Raw genomic sequence first — 25,388 nt, 5'->3', positions numbered from 1 at the left:
ATTGCTCGTTTCATTTCCAGTCCTCACAGGCAGCAAGAAGCCTCGTCTTGATTTCCTCCAGTTTCTCCTCCCTCGTGATTTTCTGGCCGAAGATGTCCTTTACGTAGAAGACGTCCGCCACCTGATCTACCTTTGTAGATATCTTGGAAACCCCAATGTAGAGACCGAGGTCTGTAAGAGTGCTCGTGATACGATAGAGCAGGCCCACCTTGTCGTTTGTATATATGTCGATTACCGTATAGTCGTCGGAAACGTCGTTGTCAATTTCGACCCTGGAAGGGGGACGCCGTTTTGGCTTCTCAGGCAACAGAGTCGGCCGCTGTCGCTTTTCGACCAAGTCCCGCACCTGAATTTTCCCCTCCAGAACGAGGCGCATATCTTCTTCAAGCTTCTTCCATCTGCTTTCATCGAGAACCAGAAATCCCTGAGGAGAATTTACCTGCAGGAGATCAAGAGCTTTCCCGTTGCTGCTCGTATGCACCTGTGCACCTAGAATGTTCATGCCGTTGGCAGCCATGACCCCGGTTATCATAGAGAACAAACCTGGAATGTCGAAGGTGCTGATCGTGAACGTAGAGTACCCCAGGTCCATCTGATGTACAACCCGCATCACTAGGGGCTGAGACTGGAGAGCGAGAAGAATTCTCACATGTTCTGCCAGGATGGCCGGCTGATTGGACAGAAGGTGCCGGGTCGTAAGCGCTCGCAACTCCTCCCTCACCAGTGCACCTTGATATTCGTCCTCAAGAAGCTCCTGTACCCTCCGCTTTACAGCCTTCACTCTTTCGCTGCGAGCCTCCAGCTTGAAATCGCCACGTTCGAGCACCTGGAAGGCCTTCTCGTAAAGCTCCTGAAGCAGCAAAGCTTTCCAATCCGTCCAGACATCCGGGCCCACCGCCTTTATGTCTGCGTACGTCAGCAGGTAAAGCATTTTGAGATTCTCGCTGTTCTGCATCTGCTTCGCGAACTCGATTATCATTTTTTCGTCGTGCAGGTCCCGGCGCTGGGCTATGTGAGCCATGAGAAGGTGGGTGCGGACAAGAAACTCGAGACGTGCACTGTCTTCCTTGCTGAGTCCCATGCGCCTGGCTATTGTCGGCATCATGTCTGCACCCTTGTCGGCGTGCCCTCCCCCTTCTCCCTTTCCTATATCATGAAACAGCACTGCAAGCAGGAGCAGTTCCCTCTTGTCCACTTCCCGCGCAAGCTGGGTAAGAAGGCGCAACTCTTCGTGCTCCCCTTTCCACAGGTTTACAAGTTCTTCCACAGCCAGCAGGGAATGCATGTCGATCGTGTAGATGTGATAGAGGTCGTGCTGAACCTTGCAATAGAGGTGCTCGAATTCAGGTATGAACTTGTTGAGAAGCTCCAGGTGGTGCATCAACTTGATGGTTTCCGCCACCCCTTTTTCAGCTCGAAGAATGTTGAAGAAGGAATGGTTTACTTCTTTGCTGCGGCGAAAACGGTCGTTTACGAGGTGCAGGCTCTTTCGAATGAGGCTTTTGACGTTGATATGAAGCGAAACTCCCTGATTCTGGGCATACTCGAAGATCTTCATCAGCTTGGATGGATCTTTCTCTATGATCGACTCATCCGGCAGCACCAGCTCGCCTCTTATAACGTAAAAACCTTCACCAATGGGACGCCTGATAAAATACCCGAGAATTTTTCGCGGGCCCTCATCGCGGCGTACGCACCTGGAAACGAGGAGTGAGGACAGATGCTCCACCTTCGTGGCATGCAGATAGTAATCCCGCATGAAATCTTCCACAGCCAGGGTCTTGCCGCGGTCCTGATATCCGAAGAATTCTGCCAGCTTCGCTTGGGCCTCGAACGAAATCTGATCATTCTTTCTCCCCGCCAGATAATGCACTTCATTCCGCAGGCGCCACAGGTAGGAGAGAGCCTCGTTGTAAGCGTTCAACTCAGCCTCTGACAGGACACCTTTTATGATGAGTTCCCGCTGGTTGGTCACCTTGTATTTGATCTTAGCAACCCAGAGCGCTGAATGGAGATCTCGCAGACCTCCTTCACTCTCCTTGATGTTCGGTTCAAGTATGTAGACCGAGGAACCGTATTTTTCACGGCGCTTTTTCATCTCTTCCAGCTTCTGGGCGATGAAGGGGTCGGACCCCTTACCCACGATCTGGGTTACCAGCGACTTTTGGAACTCCTTGAAAAAGACTCGGCTCCCGGCTATGTAGCGGCTGTCGAGTAGAGCCGTCTTAACGGTCGTATCGGCAGCTGACATCTCGATACAGTCACCGACCGTACGGACTGAATACCCGACATCGAGACGCATATCCCAGAGAAAATAGAGGAGCTTCTGGGCGATGTCTTCGATGAGCTGCGGGTCCTTGCCCCTATGGAGAAACATCAGGTCGATGTCTGAGAATGGATTGAGCTCGCCGCGTCCATAGCCGCCGATAGCTACGAGTGTTAATTGATCTCGGGATTTTTTTGCTTCACCCAGGTCGTCGATGATGCATCTGAACAGCTTTCTGACAAGAGTATCCGTCATCGCCGTGAGCGCCTCTACCACCTCCCAGCCCGGCGCCCCCCCGCGGTGCATGTTCTTTATCTGTTCCCTGTAGTGGGTAAGGAAGTGCTTGCTGCCGGCAAGGTACAGCGGCCTCTTCTCTCCGAAGGAGGCCCTCCCCGCGTCCCCCAGTGATTGAGTCCTGTCGGGGAAGTATCGGTTAATATCGAATTCCATGGAACTCCGGATCACCTGTTCGCCGTCTCCACCTTTACGGTAGAGATATACCCCTTGATACCTTCAAGGATTCCCTCCGCAGTTCTCTCCTGATACCCGTCATCGGTAAGCCGCTCTTCCTCTTTTTCATTGCTGAGGAAGGCTGTCTCAACGAGGATGCTCGGCATGGTGGCGCCGACTAGAACATAAAAAGGGCCCTGTTTTACCCCGAGATTCTTAACCGTATACTGCGCATTAACCTTACGATGCAGCGCCTTCTGAACCTCTTCAGCCAGATGTGCCGAGTCGTTGATCTTGTAGTTTGCCATCAGGTCGAACAGGACGGCCTGCAAAAGGCTCACCTTTTCCAGACTTGTGCCGTTCTCTTTTGCAGCAAGCTGGGCAGCCTTTTCGGTCTTGGCAAGGTTGAGGTAGTAAGTCTCAATCCCGGATGATGTACGATTAAAGGCGGCATTAGCATGAACTGAAACGAAGAGATCGGCTCCAACCTGATTGGCGATGGCCGTCCTCTCCTGAAGTTCGAGAAAAACATCGGTGGAGCGTGTCATAACCACATCTAGTCCCAGTTCCTCGCGAAGCTTTTTTGCCAGTTTCAAACTGATCTGCAGGACGACGTCCTTCTCGCGGACTCCATGGGGACCGACAGCACCAGGGTCATGGCCGCCATGCCCGGGATCCACGACTATGCGCCTGATCTTGCTGAGACCAGTTTTTGTAACAGCCTTCGGTTTTTCTTCAGCGGCTACAGCTTTGGGTTGAACGGGCGATTGCTTGATGACAGCCTCTTCTTTAGGCTTCCCGATTTCCTCCCTGTGATCTCCCTTGACGTCCACGATAATGCGGAACGGATCCGAAAAGGTGAAAATTTTGTAGTCTTTGATGCTGCCGATATCGAGCACCACCCTTACGGTATCCGCCCTGAATTGCGCTATTCGAGCCGTATTGAGAAGTCCGTCGCCAATGGAGAGATCCTTTACGCCAGGAGCTACATGAGCACCCTTTATATCGAAATAAAGACGCATCGCCTTATCTTTGCCAGCAGGAAGCCGGTGAGATTCGAATTTGGCTTCTTTATCGAGGGTTATAGCAATGCGTGTGTAGTCGGGGTTCGACCAATGACGAAGCTCTTTGACCACTGCCTGCTGTGGAACGGCAGGAACTGGATCAGCTTCAGGAACCGGAGGTGCAAGCTTTTCCCGCGACTCCTTCGGTTCAACCTTCCCCTTCCCCTTCCGTTTCTGGAGTTCGCTCTTTGAGACATTGTTACGGGGCGTCGATTTTTTTTTGGTTCTGGCTTCGGCTGATTTGGCCTCTTTCTTCCCTGTCCCTTTTTTCTCTTCAGCAGAAATCCCCTCAAGCGGCAGGATCATCATGAAGAGAAAAGAGACCAGCATCGCTAAGCGTCGCATGCTTCAGACCATCCTTGTCAGTTCATCGAGAACATTCAATGCTTCAAGCGGCGTCATCACCCTCGTATCTATCTCCTTCAGGCGCGTGCGGACAGGATCATTCTGTTCCGCGAAAAGCGACAGCTGAGGAGATTGCGGTGAAGAAGTCCCCTTCTTCCTCGCTATGCGCGGTGCCCCTCCTTCGACGTACTCCCCTTTCTCAAGGTTTAGAAGAATCTCGCGGGCCCGCTCTATTACATCACCAGGAATTCCGGCCAATCGTGCGACCTGGATGCCGTATGAGTGGGAAGCTCCTCCTGCGACTATCTTCCTTAAAAAAATGATCTGATCATTCCACTCGCGGACAGCGATATTGAAGTTCTTGATCCTGTTCCGTGTGACCGCGAGTTCAGTCAGCTCATGGTAATGGGTCGCGAACAAGGTCCTGGGTGAGAGTTCGGGTCTGTCGTGAAGATATTCGGCAACCGCCCAGGCTATGGAAACACCATCGAAAGTCGAGGTGCCACGGCCTATCTCGTCGAGAATAACGAGACTCTTCGGTGTGGCGTTCCGCAGAATGTTGGCTGTTTCGGTCATTTCAACCATGAAGGTGGACTGCCCCCTGCTGAGGTTGTCCGACGCACCGACACGGGTGAATATCCTGTCCACAACGCCTATGGTCGCTTCCCGGGCGGGAACGAAGCTTCCCATCTGCGCCATGAGCGTTACAAGTGCCGTCTGACGCATAAAAGTCGATTTACCCGCCATGTTCGGCCCGGTTATGATGAGGAGCTGGTTTTCGCTGCCGTCGAGAAGAACGTCATTGGGGACGAACCGCTCTCCAAGATTCAGAGCCTCGATGACAGGATGACGTCCTTCGACAATCTCAAGAATGTCTCCCTCATCTATTGATGGTCTGCAGTAGTTCCGGTCGTCGGCGAGATCTGCCAGGGAAAGAAGAACATCGAGGGTCGCCAGGGCATCCGCCGTCCTGCTCACACGCTCTCCCTGGGAAGCGACCTGCTGACGTATCTCCTGGAACAGTGAGTACTCCATCTCCACGATCCGCTCTTCCGCACCGAGGACTTTTTCCTCATACTCCTTCAGCTCCGGCGTGATGAACCGTTCTGCATTTGCCAGCGTCTGCCGACGCTGATAATCATCAGGGATATTTGCAAGATTCGACTTGGTGATTTCAATGTAGTAGCCGAAGACCTTGTTGTACCTGATCTTGAGGGAGCTGATCCCCGTTCTCGCCTTTTCACGGGCCTCCAGACCCGCGATGAAGTCTTTTCCCGTCCGACTGATAGTGCGTAATTCGTCCAGTTCGGCATTATACCCCGTAGCTATGATACCCCCCTCTCGAAGTATGAAGGGAGGATTATCGACAATGCCGGTACCTATTACGCTTACCACGTCCTCCAACAGGTCGATATCCTGAATGAGATGCTGCAGTAAGCGGGTAGAGCAACGCGAAAGCAGCGCCATGATTCCTGGAAGCTTCAGCAGCGAGTCCTTGAGAGCCACCAGATCCTTCGCACTCGCACTTGCCATGCTGATCCTGCCATTGAGGCGCTCCAGGTCATAAATACCCTGAAGCTGCGCGACGATTTCCCTTCGAAGGGTCTGCTCGTTAACAAGTTCTTCAACGGCATCCAGACGTTCGTTTATGCGCTTCGCTCTCATAAGAGGATAGCTGATCCAGTTGCGCAGCTTACGGCCTCCCATAGCAGTTGCGGTTCGATCCATGAGTCCGAGCAGGGAACCCTTGCGTTTCCCTTCACCCAAGGTAGAGGTAAGCTCCAGATTTCTTCTTGTTGCCTCATCCATGAGCAGATGTTCGCTGGTGGTATACGGCACTATACTTCGGATGTGCCCCACGCTTTTCATCTGGGTCTGCTGGAGATAATGGAGGATTGCACCTGCTGCGGAAATCCCTTCCCGGATGTCACCGCACCCTAATTCCGCCAAAGAAGCAATTTTAAAATGCCCGAGTATAAGCCTTGTGCAGTAGTCTTCATCAAAGGCCCAGTCATCCTGAAAGGTAAGCATTCTTTCCGCAATAACCGGAGTCAGCTCGGTAAGGATGCTGTCATCGCGCAAGGCCCGTGGCAGCAGGATTTCCTTCGGATTGATGCATGCAACTTCCGCACTCACCCCTGCAAGACTTGCTAGCCGCGTGACTTTGAACTCTCCTGTTGACAGATCCAGGGATGATATCCCCCATTGATCGCCGAAGACGAGACACATGAGGAAATTGTTTTCTTTGGGAGAAAGACTCTCCCCATCGATCACGAGACCGGGTGTGATTACCTTGACGACTTCACGGCGGACGATCCCTTTTGCGACTTTGGGGTCCTCAACCTGCTCGCAGATGGCGACTTTCTCGCCGGCTTCAATCAGTTTCGAAATGTAGGGGGTACAGGAATGATACGGGATGCCGCAGAGAGGGACCTCATTCCCATGAGCATTTTTGTTGCGGGACGTGAGGGTTATATCGAGGATGCGGGAAGCCTTGACCGCATCGTCGAGAAACATTTCATAAAAATCTCCGAGGCGGAAGAAGAGGATTGCGTCCGGGTACTCGGCCTTGATTTCCAGGTATTGCCGCATCATCGGCGTTTGTTCAGACATGAGAAGGGTCCTTTTCTGGCTGCGCCATCCTAACAAAAAGACCCCACCTTGTAAAACAAAAACAGGGTCGCTCAAACGGCCACCCTGGAAAGTAAAACCTTGTTTTTATTATTCTTTACCAAAGCATGAACTCATCCAAACTCTGTGAGACTTATCGTTGCGTTGGTGATGCTCTTCCCCCCCGAGGTCCCGATGTCACGCATGCTTCTGGGGTTCCGGAACCTTAGCTCCTTTTTTTCTGGCTTTCGAAAGACCTATGGCCACAGCCTGCTTCCTGTCTGTCACCTTTCTCCCTGACTTGCCGCTCTTCAATTCCCCCTTCTTGAACTCCTCCATCGTTTCCTCAACCATCTCCTGTGCTTTCTTCCCGTATTTCGCCATGTACACCTCCTTGTAACCGGCACTCTTTCCTGTACCCGAGCTTCAGCCTTTGCTTCCGGCTCAAGACTTCCTGTTTGATCTGTACCGTATGTTCAGTGGACAAATCTACGACAGGAGCCCTTGCTAGCGCGAAAAATCTTAGCTGATAAAAGTCTAGTTTAGAACACGGCTGGCGCAACCACCAAATCGGCAACAATGTGCAGGGTAAGGTTTCAAGGTGAGAAAGGAGATGTGACATAATCATCTTCAGGGATTGTCCATCGTCCAAGTGCGCGCTTCTCGATTTCCCGGGCGACGGACATGTCGACATCAAGGGGAACGTTCGGACTCATGGCGAAAGTAAAACGGATCTCGTGTTTTTTCTTTGACCACGGGGCTCCTTGGGCAACGCCTCTGATATCGCTCCAGGGAACGAATATCGGCGGGTGAAAGAAGCGGAACGGAATGGACATGGAAAGGTACATTCCTTCATAATCCACTCCGAGGTTTATGGCGTTAGTCTCACAGTTGCTGAAATCGACAACCATTCCACCCTTCCCTGGGCGGTCGAAGAAATCGGGCATAGATATCCACTCAGCGTGGGACCCGGTCCGATTGGGGTATTGTTTTGCAAGTTTGTGCCATCCTGAGGAACGGGAACCGATAAAGAGTAGTAGCATGAAAAGGAGCCCGAAGAGGGTGAAAATTTCACGGGGTCCCATTTTGGCTATGATGTTTTTCGCCTGAGCGATTAAATCGGTCACTGTGCCTGCTCCCTTAGGTACCCTCTTTCCACCCTTTTCGCGCCCGCACCTCTTAAACTCCCCGCAGTTCATATACCTTCTTCTCAAGGCAGTGAATACTGGATACGGATTCCATCGGTGATTTTTGAATCTACTGTAGTTACAAGTAAAAATATCGGAGATATGTGCAAGATAGCGTGCGTTAGAGAGATTAGTGGTCAGAGTCTTAGTGTTAAATCCCCGCACGGCCACCAAAAAAAAACGGACCAGGAGTAACCCGGCCCGTCTTTTTCGGATGGAAGTTTGGATGGTGGTGGGCTACAGCTTGGTTACGGTAAAATCGACCCTGCGGTTTTTTGCCTGCCCCTTTTTCGTCTTGTTATCGGCAATGGGTTGGGTGTCTCCGAATCCTTTTGCCGAAAGCCGCTTTGCCTCTACACCTTTTTTCTCCACAAGGTATGATACCACCGCCTCGGCACGTTCCTGGGACAGCTTGAGGTTTGCCTCCGGCCTCCCGACATTGTCGGTGTGGCCGTCCACCTGTACATGGAAACCAGGATAATCTGCCATTATCGCAGCGATGGACGTCATGGTTTTATCACAGGCCGGGTCCACTTCGGCCTTTCCGGTCTTGAACTTGATCGGCCCTTTTTCGTTCTGCACTTTTTTCAGTTTTTTGGTAACCTGGTTCAGCACATTTTCCTTGGCCCCCGAAACCACCGATTTGCCCGCTTCCTTTCCAAGCGCCTTCAATCCCTCAAACTCGGCGTAGGCAGTACCTCCTGCAAGCAGCGCAATCACGGTCCCCGTCACGACAAATTTCCTCATTCTGGTTCCTCCCTTATGGGTTTTTTCTAAGGGCATCACGATAGTGAGAAAAGCAAGGGGTGTCAAGGTGAGTTTGGCATGATTCACTCTCCCCATTTCCTGCAGAAGTGCTATAATTTAATTAAAGCAGGACGCAGTATGAAAGGAGGGATTGGTCATGACAACATTCATCGTACTGTTCAGCCTTATGTCTCTCTTGGGTCTGGGATTCGGATTCATGGGATACACCGGTCATCGAGGCATGCATCCGGTGGACATGATGGCGGGAGATGAAGGAGAAGACTGACAGCTCGAAAACCTGATTGGATGGGTTTTAACTAAGAAGGGGACAGCATTTGCCTGTCCCCTTCTCCGTTTCTGTACCTACGGGCCTCCCACAATTCCTGAGAACACCTTATCTGCCTTGCTATTTACACAGAAGAAGGACCTGCCGACTGCTCTACAGTGAAAATCGGTTCAGCTGCCTCTTTTATTCGACAAACAGTCCCATCCGACAGGAAAACTGATCATCTCAGGGGGTATATTTTAATAAACTTCAGGTTGGCTTTGGAGAAAAATATAGGATAGTGTACTCAAGAGGTAGGAAGCTGTATAGCATGCACCAAGAGCTCCGGATTTTAACGTATGTCTAAATTCAGGCTGATCAAGTCGACAGCACCAATTGTCGGGTCTTTTGTCATTGTGATGCTCGTCCTGGGGACATCGGTCTGGGTTCTCGAATCCAACCGCAGGGACAAACGACGTGCGGCTGTCGCGGATATGACGAATCAGGTTTCCGGCGACATTCGAGACTACCTTTACCATTCTCTTTCCACCACCTATACCCTCGCCGCGGTAATCCGCCAGAGCAACGGCAAGATCCCCAACTTTAAGCAGCTTGGGAGAGACATCCTTGCGGTATACCGCAGCATCAGCAGCCTCCAGATCGCTCCAAACGGCATAATTTCCGACATCGTTCCCCTGAACGGAAACGAAAAGGCCATAGGGCATAATGTCCTAGAAGACACACGACGCAACAAAGAAGCCCTGCTTGCGCTGCACACACGGGCACTCACCCTCGCGGGTCCGTTCGAGCTCGTGCAGGGGGGGAAAGGCGCCGTCGGACGCTTACCCATATTCCTAAGGGACCACAGCGGGTCGGAATACTTCTGGGGATTCAGTGCCGTCCTGATGAAAGCCGAGGACTTTTTGAGAGAAGCCAGGATACAGCGGCTCTCCGAAAAAGGATGCAGCTACGAGCTATACCGCATACATCCTGACACGGGAGAAAAGGATGTTTTCTCTTCAACTGGCGGAACCCTGAAGAACCCAGTCAGCCAGGTAATCCAGGTTCCAAATGGCCAGTGGATTTTATCGGTCGAACCCGCAGGTGGATGGTTCTCGCTTCACCTCATTTTGGTGGAAGCTCTCGCCGTGCTTCTTCTGAGTACATTTGCTGCCCTCGCGGTGTGGTGGCTAGTACGGCAGCCGATAGTTCTCCAGAAGATGGTGGACGACAGGACAATCGAGCTTACGGAGGCGAACGAGAGGCTCCAGTCTGAAATAACGGAACGAGTCATTGCAGAGGAGGCGCTCAAAGCATCTGAAAATAAGCTTCGGTCTATCTTCTCATCCCTGACCGACATACTTCTGATCCTCGATGAGAATGGGTGCATCCTCGAAGTTGCGCCTACGAGCTCTGAACTATCATCCTCCGTAAAGGAAATGTCCGGAAAGATGCTTGCTGAGGTGCTGCCTCCGGAAAAAGCGGAACTGTTTCTGTCCACAATCAGGAATTGCCTTTCGTCCGGCGGTCTTGTATCGGTCGACTACCCGCTGCCTTTTGAGGGAAGGGAGGTCTGGCATGCTGCAAACGTGTCTCCCCTGTCTCCCACCACGGTCGTCTGGTCGGCAACCGACATCACTCACCGGAAAAAGTCGGAGGAAGAGCGGCTGAAACTTGAGATGCAGATCCTTCATGCCCAGAAGCTTGAAAGTCTCGGCGTCCTGGCGGGAGGAATTGCACACGACTTCAACAATATTTTGACGGCGATCATTGCGAATGCCGAGCTGGCTCAGAAACGACTCCCCTCTGACTCGCCCGCTAACGAATGCCTGCAAAGAACTCAGAAGGCTGCTGCCAGAGCAGCCGACCTCTGCCGCCAGATGCTTGCCTACTCGGGTAAAGGGCGGTTCGTAATCGAAGATGTGGACATTAACAGTATAGTCGAGGAAATGATGAACATCCTCGAAGTCTCCATAACCAAGAAGACAAAACTGCGCTGCAAGCTGCACCAGCCCCTTCCCCAGGTCACGGTGGACGCTACACAGATCAGGCAGGTAATCATGAACCTCGTGATCAATGCGTCTGAGGCAATAGGCGAAGAAGGCGGATTCATCGCCATTAGAACCGGAACCATGAATTGTTCCGAGGCTTCTCATAAAAATCAGGTGCCGGGGGAGCAGCTTCCGGAGGGGGAGTGCGTGTTCATAGAGGTTTCGGACACCGGCTGCGGTATGAGTGAAGAAGTTGTTGCCAAACTGTTCGACCCGTTCTTCACGACCAAGTTTACAGGCCGCGGATTGGGTATGGCGGCTGTCCTGGGTATCGTACGAAGCCACAAAGGAGCAATCTTGGTCGACAGCGAGATGGGTAAGGGAAGCACCTTCAGGGTAATCCTGCCGCAATCCGGTCATTCAGGGAAAGAAAGCAGACTGAACGAAAGCCCTCTGCACTGGAAAGGAGAGGGAACAATCCTTTTGGTGGAAGACGAGGTGACTGTGAGAAGTGTAGCAACGGAAATGCTTGTCGAGCTGGGGTTTCATGTGGTAGTCGCCGAAGACGGAGAGCAGGCGCTTAAACTCTATTCTCCAGATGAGATCAGCATCGTTCTTCTCGATCTCACAATGCCAAACATGGACGGCGAGGAGTGCCTGCGCGAGTTGCGAAAACTGAATCCAACCCAGAAAGTGATAATGACCAGCGGGTATGACGGACAGGAAGTAATGCAGCAGATAGTCGATGAAGAACTTACGACCTTTATTCAGAAGCCGTACAACCTGTCTGACCTGAGGAGAGCCCTACAACGCCACCTGGCATAAAAAACGACCTTCACCTTGATTCATCTTCACCCCCCAGATCTGGACTCAGTGGCATAAATCCAATTCGCAAGATGAGGAGGGATGCAGTTCGGGAGTAATGCTCACCTCTAAGGCTTTATCTCGACCACCGTCCCGTTCGACGCCAGCTTGGCGATTTCCTCTATCTCCTCGTCCGTTACGGCAATGCAGCCCTTGGTCCAATCAAGCCCTGTATGCATATCTCCGACCCAGGAGAAACCTTTCTTGATCCCGTGGATCATGATGTTCCCCCCGGGTGAAACACCCAGTTCTTTTGCACGCTTTTTGTCCGTCTCGTTTGGATAGGAAATATGAAGCGACAGGTGATATTGGCTGTCCCTGTTTCTCGATGCGATGTAGTAAGTCCCCTCCGGGGTTTTGTTATCACCTTGCCTTTCTTTCGGACCATTCGGATTCCCCCCCAAAGCTATCCTGTAAGCTTTGATGACCTCACCCTTTGAGTACAAGGTCAATCGCCGTTCCTTTTTTTCAATCTGGATTCTGTCAGCTGACCCGTTCGCAAGTATGAATGCAAGCCGCTTCTGCTCTAGCGCTTTGATATCCTCCCGCAGCTTCTGTATTTCATTCTCCGCTTCAATCTTCTTGCGCTTTAACTCCTGCTGAAGGGCCTCAATTCTCGCCTGTTGTGAAGCAATAAATTTTTCCTGCTCCGCAATGGTCTTGTCCCTGACAGTGACAGTGTTGATGTAAAACATCATCATTTCGCTATCTTTTCTGTACCCGCTCTCAGGGTAATCCATCACTATTTTTTCGAAGCACTCGAAGGCTCTCTGGTAGTCTTTCCGCTCGTTCTTCGGATGCGCGTGAATCATGCCCATCTCGAACAGAACTCTGTCACCCGCAGCGGGATCTTTCCGGCTGATTTCCCCGTATTTGTCGAGGGAAGCCTGATAGCTTCCCTTACTGAAGAGGTCGTTCGCTTCCTGAAAGAGCGGTTTGGTCTGCAGCCGGCTGCACCCCGACAGAAAGACAAGTGCCATCAGGCCCCAGGTAAAGAACATGAAAAGATGTCGGCTTAGCCTTTTCCCTATTTTTCCCCTACATGCCCAAGATGTCCTGACTCTGCAGCATAAAGCATCTTGAGATACTGTTGGTTTCCTCATCTACTAATTCCTTGAGAAGGATCATATTGTTGTACGATCCGCCTGACCTAGAGAAACGCAGCAATTCACAATGCCCGGACATACGACTGGTGGATGATGATATGGCAGGGCTCGCGACCCTGCCACATCATCAGCACCAAAGGGCCTACTTCTGCATCGATTTCCGGAAAGCAGCTTCAGCTTTGGCCGCCTTTTCCTCTGCAACTCTTTCCTTTTCCGCCGCGACTCTTTCCTTTTCAGCTGCAATTCTTTCCCTTTCCTCCGCCAACTTCACAACATCGTCGGCACGGGCAACGGCAGCATCTGCCTGCAACTTCGCCGCATCAGCTGCCGCCTTGGCCGCCTGTGCATCCTGCAACGCCCGCTCAGCTTTCGCATCGATCAGTTGCTCCTGCGCCTGTACCCTTTCAAGTTCACGAGAAGTTGCACAACCCGTCATGGCAGCCAAAACAAGCAGCATAGAAATCACCAGCAGACATTTCTTCATCTCTCATTCCTCCTTTTGTAAATTTCTGTCTTTAGTTCACCACAAGCACTTCTCCCTCTTCAATCACCCCCTTCCGCTCGTATTGCCCTGCAAACCTGCTTATAAGCTACTTACCGGTTCAACAAGAATACCCTCTATTCCCAGATCGATCTTCAAACGTTTCATAGCGTCCTTGGCTCCATTCATGTCATTGAAAGGACCGGCAAGCACGCGGTAGCCGTTGCTCTTCGACAACACCCTTGCCGGGATAGGCGGTCCCTGGTGGTTGATTATGGCGGCAGTTCTCCGAGCCTCGATCTCGTCCCGCACATCGGCAGCGAGAACATACCAACCCTCCAGCTTCAGTTCAGGGATTTCAGGGCTGCCGTACAACTTCTCCGGGTGCTTGATTTCTATAGTCTCAGCCTCTGTTTCACTTGCTCCGTTTAAATTCAGGATCGGAACTGGAATCCCTCGGGCCTCCGCTTTCACTTCGTTAACCTTTTTCCAGTCCAGCGTCTGTCCCGTTTTCTTCTCAAGCTCTCTCAGCTTTGAAAATATTTTGTCCAGTTCGGAAGCTCCCGAATCTTCCAGGGGTGCATGGGCCTCCATATACAGGACTCCACCGCGCTGACCTATGAGGTATGGCTGATTCACAATGACTACAGGCGTATTCAGAGGAGTCTCATCGTAAAGTGTCTTCACGTTTTCCGGATAGAGCCTCAGGCAGCCGTTGGTAGCTTTAAGCCCGATGCTTGCAGGCTTGTTGGTACCGTGGATCAGATAACTCGACTTACTCAGATAGAGAGCGCATTCTCCCAACGGGTTCATAGGTCCCGGCGGGACTTCCGCCGGCAGGGGATCTCCCTTCTTTCGGTAATCTTCGGCAATTGAAGCCGGCACGTACCAGGTAGGCCGGGATACCTTGCGCTTCACATGCATCTGACCGGTAGGTGTGGGTCGTTCCCTGGTCCCGACACCGGCCGGGTAAGTGGAAACTGCACCGTTCCCTTTATATTGAAAGAGCCTCATGCTGGCGAGGTTCACGACAATACCTTTACGAGGGGCATTCGGCAGGATGAAGCTCAGGGGCAGGATGATGCGTTCTCCTGCCTCGGGCACCCATACGTCCACCCCCGGATTGGCAGCACTGATAGCGTTTATCCCGAGGCTGAAGTGCCTTGCTATATCCGGCAGAGTATCTCCCTTTTCTACCCTCATGATCGCTAACCTGCCGATCAGGTCGTCACCTTTTTCAACTGAAAAGCGGTTTCGTTCTATAGCGCTTTCAGGGTAGGTTGGGACAAATGATATCTGCTCTTTGACACTGCTTGTAACGGCGCATCCATTAAGGAATAGGAATAACATAATCAAAACTTGAAGATAGACCCGATTAAGGGAAGACAGTTCAACGGTTCTGCGCATGGGCAATACAGAGCCTTTCTTGTTGATTGACTGATACTAACGAGGGCGACTTTTAGCTGCATTTCTTAAGAATGTTGACTTCTCCTGACGCAAAAAAGCCGGGACCGACTGACAAGGTGACATTCGGCAACCCGGCTGTCTCAGGGAGACCCTATAGGCTTTCCGCCCCATCCTCGCGAATGGTTAAGTATTATCGTGTAACACCAATTGTTTGGGATGCCCTTCAGGCTCACCCGTCTGGCAGGATACGGGGACTACCCCCTGCTTTAAGGCCCTCCAATTTAAAAAATCAAGATAACAAAAAAGCCGGGGCCGAATATCCTTGCGATATTTCGGCAACCCGGCTGTCTCTGAGAGACCCTATAGGCTTTCCGCCCCATCCTCGCGGATGGTTGAGTATTATCGTCTATCTCTTAAATTTTTTTGAATGATACATCCGTATGGGGTTTTGTCAACCTTTTTTCTCCAGACTCCAGTCATGCTGCGATCGCTCCGTAGGACACCATGACTGATTCAGCCTCTTGGTACCTGTTACGCGTCAGGTATATAAGATCAATAACGGCGGATTACAAGTGCGCCCCGGTCAAGCCGTTGCTCAAGCCAACGCCTCAGGTTTCGCTTTAGGATATGCCTTCCGGCAGGAAGGATGCAGAAGATACCGAGTAAATCGGTAAGGAAGCCGGGGGTGAGGAGAAGGATGCCACCGACCAGAATCAGGAAACCCTCCAGCAATTCGGCGGCAGGAAGCCGACCGAAGGCCAGTTCTGCTTGAATCCGGGAGATAATTGCAAAACCCTGGTGTTTCACGAGCCACGCTCCCACGAAGCTCACCGCCAGAAGGATGGCAACAGTCTCCCAGGCGCCGATAACTTTTCCGATTTTTATCAGCACATAGAGTTCCACTACCGGAACTACGGCAAATACAATAAAGAGTCTTGTCAGCATGAGGTGCATCTCCGTAGCGGCGGAGGAGAATTCAACCGGGAAGGAAGTTTGCGGTATACCCGCTTTCGCCACAGTTGTCCAGGAAAAACAGTTCAGCATGAGACAGTAAAGGGAGAACTACCGCAAGCGTGTCGCCGGGATGATATAATTACGACGTTATCCATTTTCCAGACCAGTAGCTCTCCTCGTCCTTCAGGAGGTACTAATGCAGACGATGGTTTGTGTTCATTATCAGTGCCCACAGTGCGGAGAACAGAAACACTGCCTTGATTCGAAATTGCGAAGCGACGAGCCTCTTGTCTGCTCTTCGGGGCACGATTATTTCGTCGAAGAGTGGCAGCGGAAGAGGATCAACCATGCCTTCGAGGGAAGCTATGAGGCGGAACTGGACCTTTACCTGACTGCGAAAGACGTCAGGACAATTCCGGAAGACTTCTAGGCAGAGGCGAATACCGTCCACCACCGTCATAAAACACAAAGCGGGACCCCGCCGCGCCCACTCTCCGGGTCATTCCTACGACCCTGGACTTGTCCAGGCAATGCTGATACATTCGTCTCCTCCATATTCAAACTTTCCATTTATAACTCAGCTGTACTGCAAAGATTCGATGTTCACCTTCCCTCATGCGGCAGGTAATGCGCATATCATCCCGGGGTTCATGTGGCTTTCATAGAAGTCGTTCTGCCGCTTCGCACCTTCGCCGTCCCCTCCCCCCGCCGGGGTAGCATAGAGCCGCACTCCGGGTACGGACGATCTGCCGCTGAAGGGCAGGAGATACACGCCCGCATCCAGAGGGAACGCAAGAGGCTTGATTGTCTTTACCAGGCCGAAGTCGCCGTGACCGCCTCCTTTGAGCGCCGCGGCTACTCGTTCCGCATCGAAGGTCGTATGGATGGAATATTCCGGCACGACCCGCCTAAAATAGAAGAGATCAAAAGCAGCTTCAACATCCGGGAACTTCGGCGCAGGCTCGAAGACGACCCGATGTCTCACCCCTACGGCCTTCAGCTACTTTCATACGGCTACTTCCACTGGCGGGAAAATAAGGTGCTACCCACCCTCTCTTTCCATCTCGTTTCGTCGAGGAGCGCGGAGTCGTACGACCTCGAACTGTCGCTCGATATTTCTCACTATGAAAGCTGGCTCGACCGTCGCCTCGACGAGCTGCTCGCTGAGACACAGCAGGCCGAAAAACGTGCTGCACGTCGCCGGAAAACAGCAGCGGGTCTCGAATTCCCCTTCGGCCATGCGAGACCTGGGCAGATCGAACTCATGCAAGAGATCGAGATGGGGATGATGAAAGCAAAACCGATGCTCATTCAAGCCCCGACGGGTCTCGGAAAGACAGTCGGCGTACTTCATCCCGTACTGAGAGAGGCATTGAGCCGGGGCCATAACGTCATCTATGTCACCCCGAAGAACAGCCAGCACTCCGTCGCCGAGGACGCAATAAGCCGTTTCCACCAAACCGGCTCCAGGGTGAAAGCCCTTACCATTACCGCTAAAGGTAAGATATGCTTCAAGAACGAGCCGCTTTGCAACCCCGAGTACTGCGAGTATGCCCGGGACTACTACACGAAGTTCCACGAGCAAGGAATCGCCGCTCTCCTCTCAAAGAAACGGCGCCTGAAAGCACGCATCTTTCGACAGATAGGCGAGCGGTACGAGGTATGCCCATTCGAACTGCAGATTGAAGTGGTGCGAGAAGCGGATGTCGTCATCTGCGACTACAACTATGTCTTCGGTTCCCGCTCGGCACTGTGGCGCGGGGCGGAAATCCGCATTGACAACACAGGGAAGCCGAACCTCATAATAGATGAAGCTCATAACCTGCCCTCCAGGGCCATGGAGAGCTATTCGCCGGCGCTCTCTTCGGTTGTCCTTGAGAAGATGCGGAGCGAACTCGGGAGGCTTCCGCCCCGCCTTAGGCATGAGACCGAATCTGTTTTAGACGGCTGCATCGAGACGATAAGGTCTTGTGGCGAAGGCCGAGGTGCCGCACCGACGGTTATCGATCCACCAGTCAGACTCTTCACCGAGCAGGACGCACGTCTCCGGATGCTCCTTTCCCGCTACCTGGAGTCTGACACCGAAATAGGGCGGCAGGACCCTGTCCTGCAGCTCGCACTCTACTGGTCCGAGTTCACGGAAGCCCTTGACTATGCTGCCGACACGGAAAGAAAAGAATTCTTCACCACATTTTATCCTCACGGTCCCGGCGGAACTGTAAAGATCACTTGCTGCGATCCATCACAAATGCTCAGGGAACGTTACAGGGATTATCGTCAAGTGGTTGCCTTTTCTGCGACGCTCAAGCCCTTTGAATACTACATGAGGCTGTCGGGACTGGACACGGAGACAACTAACACCGCCGAGTTCCTGAGCCCCTTCCCGAAGGATCGGCGCAAGCTCCTCATCATACCGCAGGTATCCACCAAGTACTCGCTTCGGGAGCGGAATTACGCCAAAATTGCTCAGGCAGTGCAGCGGATAACGGCTTTGCGCCGCGGCAACTACCTTGTTTTCCTTCCTAGTTTCGACTTCCTGGAAAGGGTGGCTGCTCTTTTCAAACCGGCCACAGGATTCACCGTCGCAAGACAGGGGCGGAGCATGAAACCGCAGGAAATTCAGACGATCCTGGAACAGCTAAAGGGGGAGATTCCGACAATCGTATTTGCGGTGCAGGGAGGCTCCTTTTCCGAAGGAATCGATTATCCGGGGGAAATGGCAATTGGAGCCTTCGTAGTCGGACCGCCGCTTCCGAACTACGATCTGGAACGGGAACAGATGAGGGAATATTACGAGCGTACATATGGAGCGGGGTTTGACTACGCGTACACGATTCCCGCAATGGCAAAAGCGGTTCAGGCTGCGGGAAGGATCATCCGTTCCGAAACTGATCGTGGGCTCATCATCCTAATGGACCGCAGATTTACGGAAGCGACTTATGCCGGATCGATGCCGGCAGACTGGTACGATTCAAAGGTTACCGAGCTTGTTTCAGAGAAGATTCTGGCTGACGTAGCCGACTTCTGGAAGGATGTTGGGGGCTCAGAATAAAAAAAGGAACTGGTCAGTTTGACCAGTTCCTTTGATTGTTTGTGGAGGCGGCGAGCGGATTTGAACCGCTGAATAAAGGTTTTGCAGACCCTTCTGAGGCTTTTTCCCGATGTTTCAGTGTGTCTCTTCATGCACACCTAACCATTTATTCTTATTGACGTTTATGTCTTTTTAACCTATGTTGTGTCTCACGCTGTTTAGGGCTGTTTTTCTGTTTGCCAATCAAAAAGAGGCCACGCGGAAGCCACGCGAGGCCACGCGGGAGTCACCTAAATTATGCCAGAGTTCAAAGGCAAATTCACTGATGTTTACCTTAAGGCATTAAAGTCTCAGGCAACCAAAAACCCACCTCCGAAAGAATATGATCTTCGAGAAGGTCATGGTTTTGGAATCCGCGTCCGCAAGACGGGGATAATTACCTTTTTTTACATGTATCGCTTCGACGACAAGCGACGTTTCCTCAACTTGGGGGTGTACGGTCCTCTTCCCGACACACCACTGGCTGATGCCCGGCAGAAATATGCTGAGGCATATGCACTGGTCAAATCAGGTGTCGATCCACAAGCTCCAGCCCCAGAACCGGAACCAACTCCCCCGGAGCCTGAAAAATTGTCGGTGGAGAAGCTGAAGTCGAAATATGTTGCCCATATCAAAACTCATCTGGTCGAGAGATCGGTAAAGCACCAGGATGAACGCCTTGAAAAACATTTGATACCGGTTTGGGGTGAGCGGGCAGTATCGGGTATCCGCAGGCGGGACGCGATAGATCTGATCGAAACAATAGCAGCGAAAAAGCCGGGAGCAGCGCGAAATGTCCTTTTGGCAGCCAGAGCCATGTTCACGTACGCCCTTCGCCGGGAGATGGTGGAATACAATCCTTTTTCGGAAGTGGGACTTGCTGTTCCGGCAGCAACTCCAAATGACAGGGAACGGACATTAAGTGATGATGAGCTAAAAAAGGTTGTTCTCCCCTATCTCCTCTCTCCTGGCGGGAACACCATTGTGAAAAACGCCTTGATGTTCATTCTGGTTACTGCTCAGCGTCCTGGAGAAGTGGCGGGCATGCATGTTAGCGAAATCGACGGCGATTGGTGGACCATTCCTTGGCAGCGAATAAAAACGGAATGCCGGAAGGGAAAGAAAAATCCACGCGATCACCGGGTGTTTCTGACTCCATTTGCAAAATCTCTTATTCTACCTTCGAAAGATTTCATCTACCCGGCCAGCCGAAGTGCCGAGGGCCCAGTAAGAACCAATACCCTGGCGCATCATATCCAGCACTATAATCCCAATTATTTTGGTCTCCCCCGCTGGACCCCCCATGATCTGAGACGGACGGCACGGACCGGAATGGCGGCGTTAAAGGTTCCTGAGCGCCATGCGGAAGCAGTATTGAATCACAGTCTGGAGGGGGTAAAGAAAATCTACGACCGCCACCATTATGACAAGGAAAAAAAAGCGGCTCTGACCAAATGGTCTAATCATCTGGAAAAACTAAAAAAGGAGATGACTACACAGGAACAAAAACACAATGTTTAGATTGTTGCCTTCTTTCCCTGCCCCTTCGCTTTTGCTCTTATTTTACTTTTCTAGACTACCCTACTTTGGCGTTCAAATTATCAAAGCGTACTCCTCTTAGAGACACCTGCCAAAGCCCGCCTCTCAATTCCGCCTCAACAACCTTCCCCCCTTATAGATTATGGTATGGAGGGTTAATGCGGAGGTACATCCTTACCCTATTGCTCGGCGTTGCAGCCTGTCCCAATGGGGTCGCCCATTCTTTCTGCTTCGAGGAGGCAGGGACAATTTACCGGGTCTCTCCAAGAATCCTCTGGAGCATCGCCAAACAGGAGAGCAACTTCAACCCTGTTGCAATCAACTACAACACCAACGGCAGTTACGACTTCGGCGTGATGCAGGTTAACTCGGTATGGGCGCCAGCTCTGCGGAAGATCGGCATCCAGTGGGATGCATTGGCAGATCCGTGCACCAATGTCAAAGTGGGAGCCTGGGTGCTTGCGCAATGCATCCGCGACTATGGGTACGGATGGGCCGCTGTCGGATGCTACAACTCCCGGACACCGTCTAAGCGGAATATATATGCGACGAGAATTGCCCGGATAATGCAACAGCAGACGACGACAGTGCAGGCTGCTGCACAGAAACAACTGGAAGTTGCCGCCAATGAGCCCCTTCCGGAAACGCCATGGAAAACAGTCTTTGGTAATGATCACCGCTGAACTCCTGAGCAAATATAGCCTGCCTGAGGAACAAGCCCGGTCAGCCATCGAGGTTGCCATCGCCCGTACTCTGACCCGAGAGATGCAAATCAGCTTCAGCGTCAAATACGATGGAAAATTGGAAATCACAGCCTTTCACACCCATGGCAAACCGGCTGTCATCCCCGCGGAAGCGATTAACAAGAAGTTGTTTCGCCATGTCCGTTATCAGGTTGAACTGGAACTTCAGAAGCGGCAGGCATTGTTCGAAGCCGAGCAACTTAAGCAACTCCGAGGGGTAAATGTAACAGGGCAAATCTCCCGAATTCTCATCGATGGAACTCTGGTGGTGACATTGGAGATTGCGGACCTCTTCCGCTGCCTCATTCTCTCGGGGGAGTGTCAGGTACCTTTTCAGCCTCCCCGGGAGAGAGGACTCTACCGGATCGGGCAAGTGCTGGAGTTTTACGTCACAAAGGTTGTCGCGATCGCTGCCGGGCATTGGTCTGCCAGGGTGCATATCCGTCTCAGCCGGACAGCCAGGGATCTGCCGGCAAGACTCCTGCGGGAACGAACCGGGATCAACGGAATTTCATGCAGGCGCCGCATCGCGGGAGCCTTCAGCGACATAGTAAGCACTGCTCGTATCCCGAAGGAAGCAATCGTAGCTGTCGGAAAAGAACTGGGAGAGCACCTGAATGTCTTTGTGGAACAAGCTGTTTAACCATGAGCCGGTTACACACCTGGGAACAGGGGTCAACATGCAGCGCCCTACGAAGATCGTCCCCCTCTCCATACCCGATTCTTACCGGAAGCGTCACACATTCGTGTTTGGCACGACAGGAGTCGGAAAGACCAGGCTGTGCGAAAACATGATCGAGCAGGACATCCTCAAAGGGTATTCCGTCGTCTATTTCGATCCCAAAGGGGATCAGGAGATCTTCGCCAAGGTTTTCGATGTGGCGCGGAAGGCAAACCGTCACGAAGAGCTGATGCTGATCACCCCCATCTTTCCCGAGTACTCTGCCGTGGTGGACCCTATGGCACACTACTTCATGGTGGACGAACTGGTCGGCCACATCATATCCGGCATCCAGGGAGGACGAGAGCCTTTCTATCGCAATATCGCAAAGGAAATCACCACTGCCGTCATCACTGCCAATATCCTTCTTGCCAACCACGAGAACCGCCTGCCGATCATGAACATCGACAAAATACGGCAAAGCATCCGCCGCGAAGCCCTGGAGAAGACAATGCTCGCCCTGCGCGGTATCGGCAACCGGGAAGCGGAACTTACTGCCGGTATGCTGGAAGACATCCTGAAGTCGCCAATGGAGTATTACGCCAAGGTTTCTTCCACGCTCCGCACGGCACTGATGGAGCTCTCCTCCGGCAACATCGGGAAAATTATCGGCCAGGCCGGATCGAACCGCTTCATAAGCGATCTCGAAGAAGGGAAACGGGTCATTCTGGTAATCCACACCGGCTCAATGATCACCCGCGAGGCAGCCGCCACTCTTGGCAAAGTCATCCTTTCAATGATCCAGTCATTCATCGGCCGGATCTACCTGTCCAACAAGCAGAGACTCGATCCTCCGTTGTCCGTATTTATCGATGAGGCGCAGAGCATTTTGTACCAAGGGGTAGAGGAGCTTTTTGCCAAGGCGGGGTCCGCAGATGTGATGGTGACTGCCTTCGCGCAGTCGGTGAACCAGGTGTATGCGGTCCTGGGAGAGGAATTCGGCAAGAGCATCCTCGACAACACCAACACGAAGATCTTCATGCGCTGCTCCGATGCTGAGACAAGCGAATACGTCACGAAACACTTCGGCGTCCGCAACGTTCTCACCGGCATCTACGGGTCGAATCAGGTCACGACCCGGGAAGTCGAGCAGGATATTCTGAAAGTGCAGGATGTTCTAGGGCTTCAGCCACGGGAGTTCTACATGCTCACGTATTCGGGAAGATTCAAGGGCGCTACTCTGGAAGCCCGAAAGCCCGGCGTAAAGATAATTTTTCCGGATGCCCCTTCCGTCGTCTCATCCCTCGTTGCCAGTGCTCCTCCCGAGGAGAAGCCAGATCCATGAAGGAAGTATTTCTGACGATAGCCCTTGCCGGGGGAGGGCTCCTGATCTATTCAGTCGCGAACATGCTCAATCGAACCGGCAATCTGCCGTCAGCTCAGGACATTCCACAGGGAGAACCGGAGGAAGTGAAGCTGTCCGATGTCAGCGAAATGTGGGCCGGCGAAGTGTTCCATATTCAGAATCTGTCGGAACTGTGGCGTAAAGCCAAGGCACGAAAATGCCCTCCCCTCCCCCGCCCTGCGTTCAAGCACCAGGAGATAGACCGGTTTTACGCAGAGATGGTGGAGAACGAAGTCGCCATTGAGGGAGCGCGCAGGAGCGTGATCGTGCAGCTTCTCCAAATGCTCGATGAGGAGGGGGACTGCCCGTCAGTCGTAAGGATGAACCCACTGGAAGCAGAAGCAAAGCTGACGGATGATACTTTTGCCATGCTGGCCACGATCCCGCTTTACCAACACACGCTCAACGTTGCCAGGAGATGTGCGGCAAAAATCGGCCAGGATTTCATGCTGGCGGATTTTATGATCGTATCACTTGCTCATGACCTGGGAAAGATACCGTCTCACCAGAACAAGATGTATACCTCGGGCGATCACCCTCTCCTTTCTGCGCTCATCGTCAATGGAATCACTGAATACGCCTCCTTGCCCAGTCGAACCGATCTCGACAAGATCATCAAGGGGCACCACCTTTTGAAGACTGACAGTGCCCTGACGGACATGCTAAAGCAGTGCGACCATGATGCCCGCCAGCAGGAGTTGGCGACATTACTTGTCGAGGCGAAGGAGCGGAATCGTCAGCAGAAACCGGAATACCTGCAGGCAGGCATCCAGAATCCGGCAGGTGCAAACACCGTCACCGTGATGCCGAAGCTTCAGAAGGTTCCACCGGGAGAAGAACGCGAGCATCCCGTTGGAGAGACTGTAGCGAAGGAGAACTTCCATCCTGTCACCCAGGCACTGCCGGTTTGGTTTGATGCGGATGCAATTCTGGGTGCACTTAAGAAAAGGATCAACCGCCTGGACACGACAGCAGAGGGGCAACGATGGGACGCAGTATCCACCGGCAGTGGGATTGTCTATGCGCAACCTGAAGGAGTCTGGGCTGCAATCCGCGAGATAAGCGGCAACGACCCGGCTATCCTTGCATCCGACGCCAATGAAGAAGCCAAAAGAAATCTGCTCTTCACCGTAATATGGGAATTGAGCAGAACGCGGGATGCCATCGCAAAGGAACTCATCACCCCGCAATACTACACCACCCAGGTCACTGTTCTGACCGGGAGCGGCAAAGGCTACACGGCCTTTCTCATTCCATTCAGGGCGGAAACCTTTGCTGAAACGGTATCGGCGCTTGAGGAATTGAAACCTCCACTGCTGAAAAAGATGGTCAAGGATATCCGGCCGAAACTGAAGGAGACCGAGAAGTGCGTCATCTGATTGCTGCCTTTGTGCTCGCTTCCTCTGCTGCCACTGCGGCCGGTGCCGATTATTACTCCGACTCGGCGAAGGGATGGTGGTGGTACCAGAAGGAGCCGGAGGTAAAAGAGAAGGAGCCGAAGAAGACAAATATCAGGAAGCTTCCTTCTCTCCAGGATTACTCCTATGAAGGGATCTGGAACATGCATCCGGATGACTTCGAGAAGTTCGCCGAGAGCCTGAAGAAGAAGGCGGTCCAGAACCCGTCCGAAGAAAACGTCAAAGACTACTATGAGGTCCAGGAGATTGCCCGGAAAAAGGCCCTGGCATTCACGAACGTCGCCCAGTACGTCTGGCAGAAATACCCGGACCTCACTACCGCAAGGGATTATCCAATCGCCACCCCCGGCAATCTCAGTCGCGTAAGTCAGATCCAGGAGGAAAAGAACAGGAAGCTCCGGGACACCAAGGAGGAGTTTGCGCTCGTCTATTTCTACAAGACTGACTGCGGGTACTGTCAACAACAGCAGCCCATCATCGACTGGTTCACCAGGTCCACGGGATGGCAGGTGAAAACGATCAATATCGAGGACAATCCCGGCATGGGAGGAAGGTTCGGTATCGACCAAACACCGGCAATGATCCTGATCCAGAAAGGTAACAAAGACTTCTTCCCTGTCTCAAGCGGACTGATAACGGCTGAGGAAATTGAAGACAAGACGTACCGGGCGGTGCGCCTCCTGAAAGGTGAGATCACACCGGAGGAATTCAGCCTGTATGACTTCCAGCGTGGAGGCGGATTCGATGTCAGGAAGAGGCCCTCGGACCTCGATAGGATTGAAGGGACCAGTAACGACGATGAAAGGAGGTGAACG

General features: G+C 52.4%; 20 protein-coding genes and 2 riboswitches. Of the genes, 10 read left to right on the top strand and 10 right to left on the bottom strand.

What is annotated here, in order from left to right; translation table 11 throughout:
• Window positions 1-10 precede the first annotated feature (10 nt).
• The 6 genes from glnD to CFB04_RS04715 all read right to left on the bottom strand — a co-directional run bounded on the left by glnD (window position 11) and on the right by CFB04_RS04715 (window position 8,669).
• Window positions 11-2,716, bottom strand: a complete 2,706-nt coding sequence (glnD, locus tag CFB04_RS04740; protein WP_088534204.1) for a [protein-PII] uridylyltransferase — start codon at window positions 2,714-2,716, stop codon at window positions 11-13.
• Window positions 2,717-2,727: 11 nt separating this feature from the next.
• On the bottom strand, window positions 2,728-4,125 hold the full coding sequence (locus CFB04_RS04735) for an N-acetylmuramoyl-L-alanine amidase (RefSeq protein WP_231934375.1): 1,398 nt from the start codon (window positions 4,123-4,125) through the stop codon (window positions 2,728-2,730).
• A 3-nt stretch (window positions 4,126-4,128) separates the two neighbouring features.
• The gene (gene mutS / locus CFB04_RS04730; protein WP_088534203.1) at window positions 4,129-6,738 is read right to left on the bottom strand and encodes a DNA mismatch repair protein MutS; all 2,610 of its coding nucleotides are present in this window, start codon (window positions 6,736-6,738) and stop codon (window positions 4,129-4,131) included.
• Window positions 6,739-6,933: 195 nt separating this feature from the next.
• Window positions 6,934-7,119 carry a DUF6496 domain-containing protein gene (locus CFB04_RS04725; RefSeq protein ID WP_088534202.1) on the bottom strand — a complete coding sequence of 62 codons (186 nt, stop codon included), beginning with the start codon at window positions 7,117-7,119 and terminating at the stop codon, window positions 6,934-6,936.
• Between the two features lie 212 nt (window positions 7,120-7,331).
• On the bottom strand, window positions 7,332-7,862 hold the full coding sequence (locus CFB04_RS04720; RefSeq protein ID WP_157698717.1) for a hypothetical protein: 531 nt from the start codon (window positions 7,860-7,862) through the stop codon (window positions 7,332-7,334).
• Window positions 7,863-8,159: 297 nt separating this feature from the next.
• Window positions 8,160-8,669 (bottom strand): OmpA family protein, encoded by a 510-nt coding sequence (locus tag CFB04_RS04715; protein ID WP_088534200.1) that lies wholly within the window; start codon window positions 8,667-8,669, stop codon window positions 8,160-8,162.
• 157 nt (window positions 8,670-8,826) lie between these two features.
• Here CFB04_RS04715 and CFB04_RS18395 point away from each other — a divergent pair, with 157 nt between their 5' ends.
• Together CFB04_RS18395 and CFB04_RS04710 are read left to right on the top strand one after the other, a co-directional pair.
• Window positions 8,827-8,955, top strand: coding sequence for a hypothetical protein (locus tag CFB04_RS18395; RefSeq protein WP_255396958.1), 129 nt, complete (start codon window positions 8,827-8,829; stop codon window positions 8,953-8,955).
• Between the two features lie 338 nt (window positions 8,956-9,293).
• The gene (locus tag CFB04_RS04710) at window positions 9,294-11,750 is read left to right on the top strand and encodes a response regulator (RefSeq protein WP_088534199.1); all 2,457 of its coding nucleotides are present in this window, start codon (window positions 9,294-9,296) and stop codon (window positions 11,748-11,750) included.
• Between the two features lie 107 nt (window positions 11,751-11,857).
• Here CFB04_RS04710 and CFB04_RS04705 read toward each other — a convergent pair whose 3' ends face one another.
• From CFB04_RS04705 to CFB04_RS04690, 4 genes are all read right to left on the bottom strand, one after another.
• The gene (locus CFB04_RS04705; protein WP_304441160.1) at window positions 11,858-12,769 is read right to left on the bottom strand and encodes a L,D-transpeptidase family protein; all 912 of its coding nucleotides are present in this window, start codon (window positions 12,767-12,769) and stop codon (window positions 11,858-11,860) included.
• 268 nt (window positions 12,770-13,037) lie between these two features.
• Window positions 13,038-13,379 carry an Lpp/OprI family alanine-zipper lipoprotein gene (locus CFB04_RS04700; RefSeq protein ID WP_088534197.1) on the bottom strand — a complete coding sequence of 114 codons (342 nt, stop codon included), beginning with the start codon at window positions 13,377-13,379 and terminating at the stop codon, window positions 13,038-13,040.
• A 99-nt stretch (window positions 13,380-13,478) separates the two neighbouring features.
• Window positions 13,479-14,783 carry a L,D-transpeptidase family protein gene (locus CFB04_RS04695; protein ID WP_088534196.1) on the bottom strand — a complete coding sequence of 435 codons (1,305 nt, stop codon included), beginning with the start codon at window positions 14,781-14,783 and terminating at the stop codon, window positions 13,479-13,481.
• Between the two features lie 122 nt (window positions 14,784-14,905).
• Window positions 14,906-14,982, bottom strand: a riboswitch (cyclic di-GMP riboswitch).
• A gap of 132 nt (window positions 14,983-15,114) precedes the next feature.
• Window positions 15,115-15,191: riboswitch (cyclic di-GMP riboswitch) on the bottom strand.
• Between the two features lie 144 nt (window positions 15,192-15,335).
• Window positions 15,336-15,728 (bottom strand): FxsA family protein, encoded by a 393-nt coding sequence (locus CFB04_RS04690; RefSeq protein ID WP_088534195.1) that lies wholly within the window; start codon window positions 15,726-15,728, stop codon window positions 15,336-15,338.
• 205 nt (window positions 15,729-15,933) lie between these two features.
• On the opposite strand from CFB04_RS04690, the gene CFB04_RS04685 reads away from it, so the two are divergent.
• The 8 genes from CFB04_RS04685 to CFB04_RS04650 all read left to right on the top strand — a co-directional run bounded on the left by CFB04_RS04685 (window position 15,934) and on the right by CFB04_RS04650 (window position 25,385).
• Entirely contained in the window at window positions 15,934-16,167 is a 234-nt protein-coding gene (locus CFB04_RS04685; protein WP_088534194.1) for a hypothetical protein, read from the top strand.
• Between the two features lie 222 nt (window positions 16,168-16,389).
• Complete coding sequence (locus tag CFB04_RS04680; RefSeq protein ID WP_088534193.1) at window positions 16,390-18,789, top strand: ATP-dependent DNA helicase; 2,400 nt, start codon at window positions 16,390-16,392, stop codon at window positions 18,787-18,789.
• A gap of 276 nt (window positions 18,790-19,065) precedes the next feature.
• A complete protein-coding gene (locus CFB04_RS04675) occupies window positions 19,066-20,328 on the top strand; it encodes a site-specific integrase (RefSeq protein WP_088534192.1) in 1,263 nt (420 codons plus the stop codon).
• Between the two features lie 176 nt (window positions 20,329-20,504).
• On the top strand, window positions 20,505-21,029 hold the full coding sequence (locus CFB04_RS04670; RefSeq protein WP_088534191.1) for a lytic transglycosylase domain-containing protein: 525 nt from the start codon (window positions 20,505-20,507) through the stop codon (window positions 21,027-21,029).
• On the top strand, window positions 21,016-21,732 hold the full coding sequence (locus tag CFB04_RS04665; protein ID WP_088534190.1) for a hypothetical protein: 717 nt from the start codon (window positions 21,016-21,018) through the stop codon (window positions 21,730-21,732). Before CFB04_RS04670 ends, CFB04_RS04665 begins: the two co-directional genes overlap by 14 nt.
• Entirely contained in the window at window positions 21,707-23,095 is a 1,389-nt protein-coding gene (locus CFB04_RS04660; RefSeq protein ID WP_088534189.1) for a type IV secretory system conjugative DNA transfer family protein, read from the top strand. The genes CFB04_RS04665 and CFB04_RS04660 overlap by 26 nt, the downstream gene beginning before the upstream one ends.
• Window positions 23,092-24,534 carry a phosphohydrolase gene (locus CFB04_RS04655; RefSeq protein WP_088534188.1) on the top strand — a complete coding sequence of 481 codons (1,443 nt, stop codon included), beginning with the start codon at window positions 23,092-23,094 and terminating at the stop codon, window positions 24,532-24,534. The genes CFB04_RS04660 and CFB04_RS04655 overlap by 4 nt, the downstream gene beginning before the upstream one ends.
• Window positions 24,522-25,385 (top strand): conjugal transfer protein TraF, encoded by an 864-nt coding sequence (locus tag CFB04_RS04650; protein ID WP_088534187.1) that lies wholly within the window; start codon window positions 24,522-24,524, stop codon window positions 25,383-25,385. Before CFB04_RS04655 ends, CFB04_RS04650 begins: the two co-directional genes overlap by 13 nt.
• Window positions 25,386-25,388: the final 3 nt, after the last annotated feature.

This window comes from Geobacter sp. DSM 9736 (assembly GCF_900187405.1).
Lineage (GTDB): Bacteria > Desulfobacterota > Desulfuromonadia > Geobacterales > Geobacteraceae > DSM-9736.
This window is presented reverse-complemented; position numbering and strand designations above follow the sequence as displayed.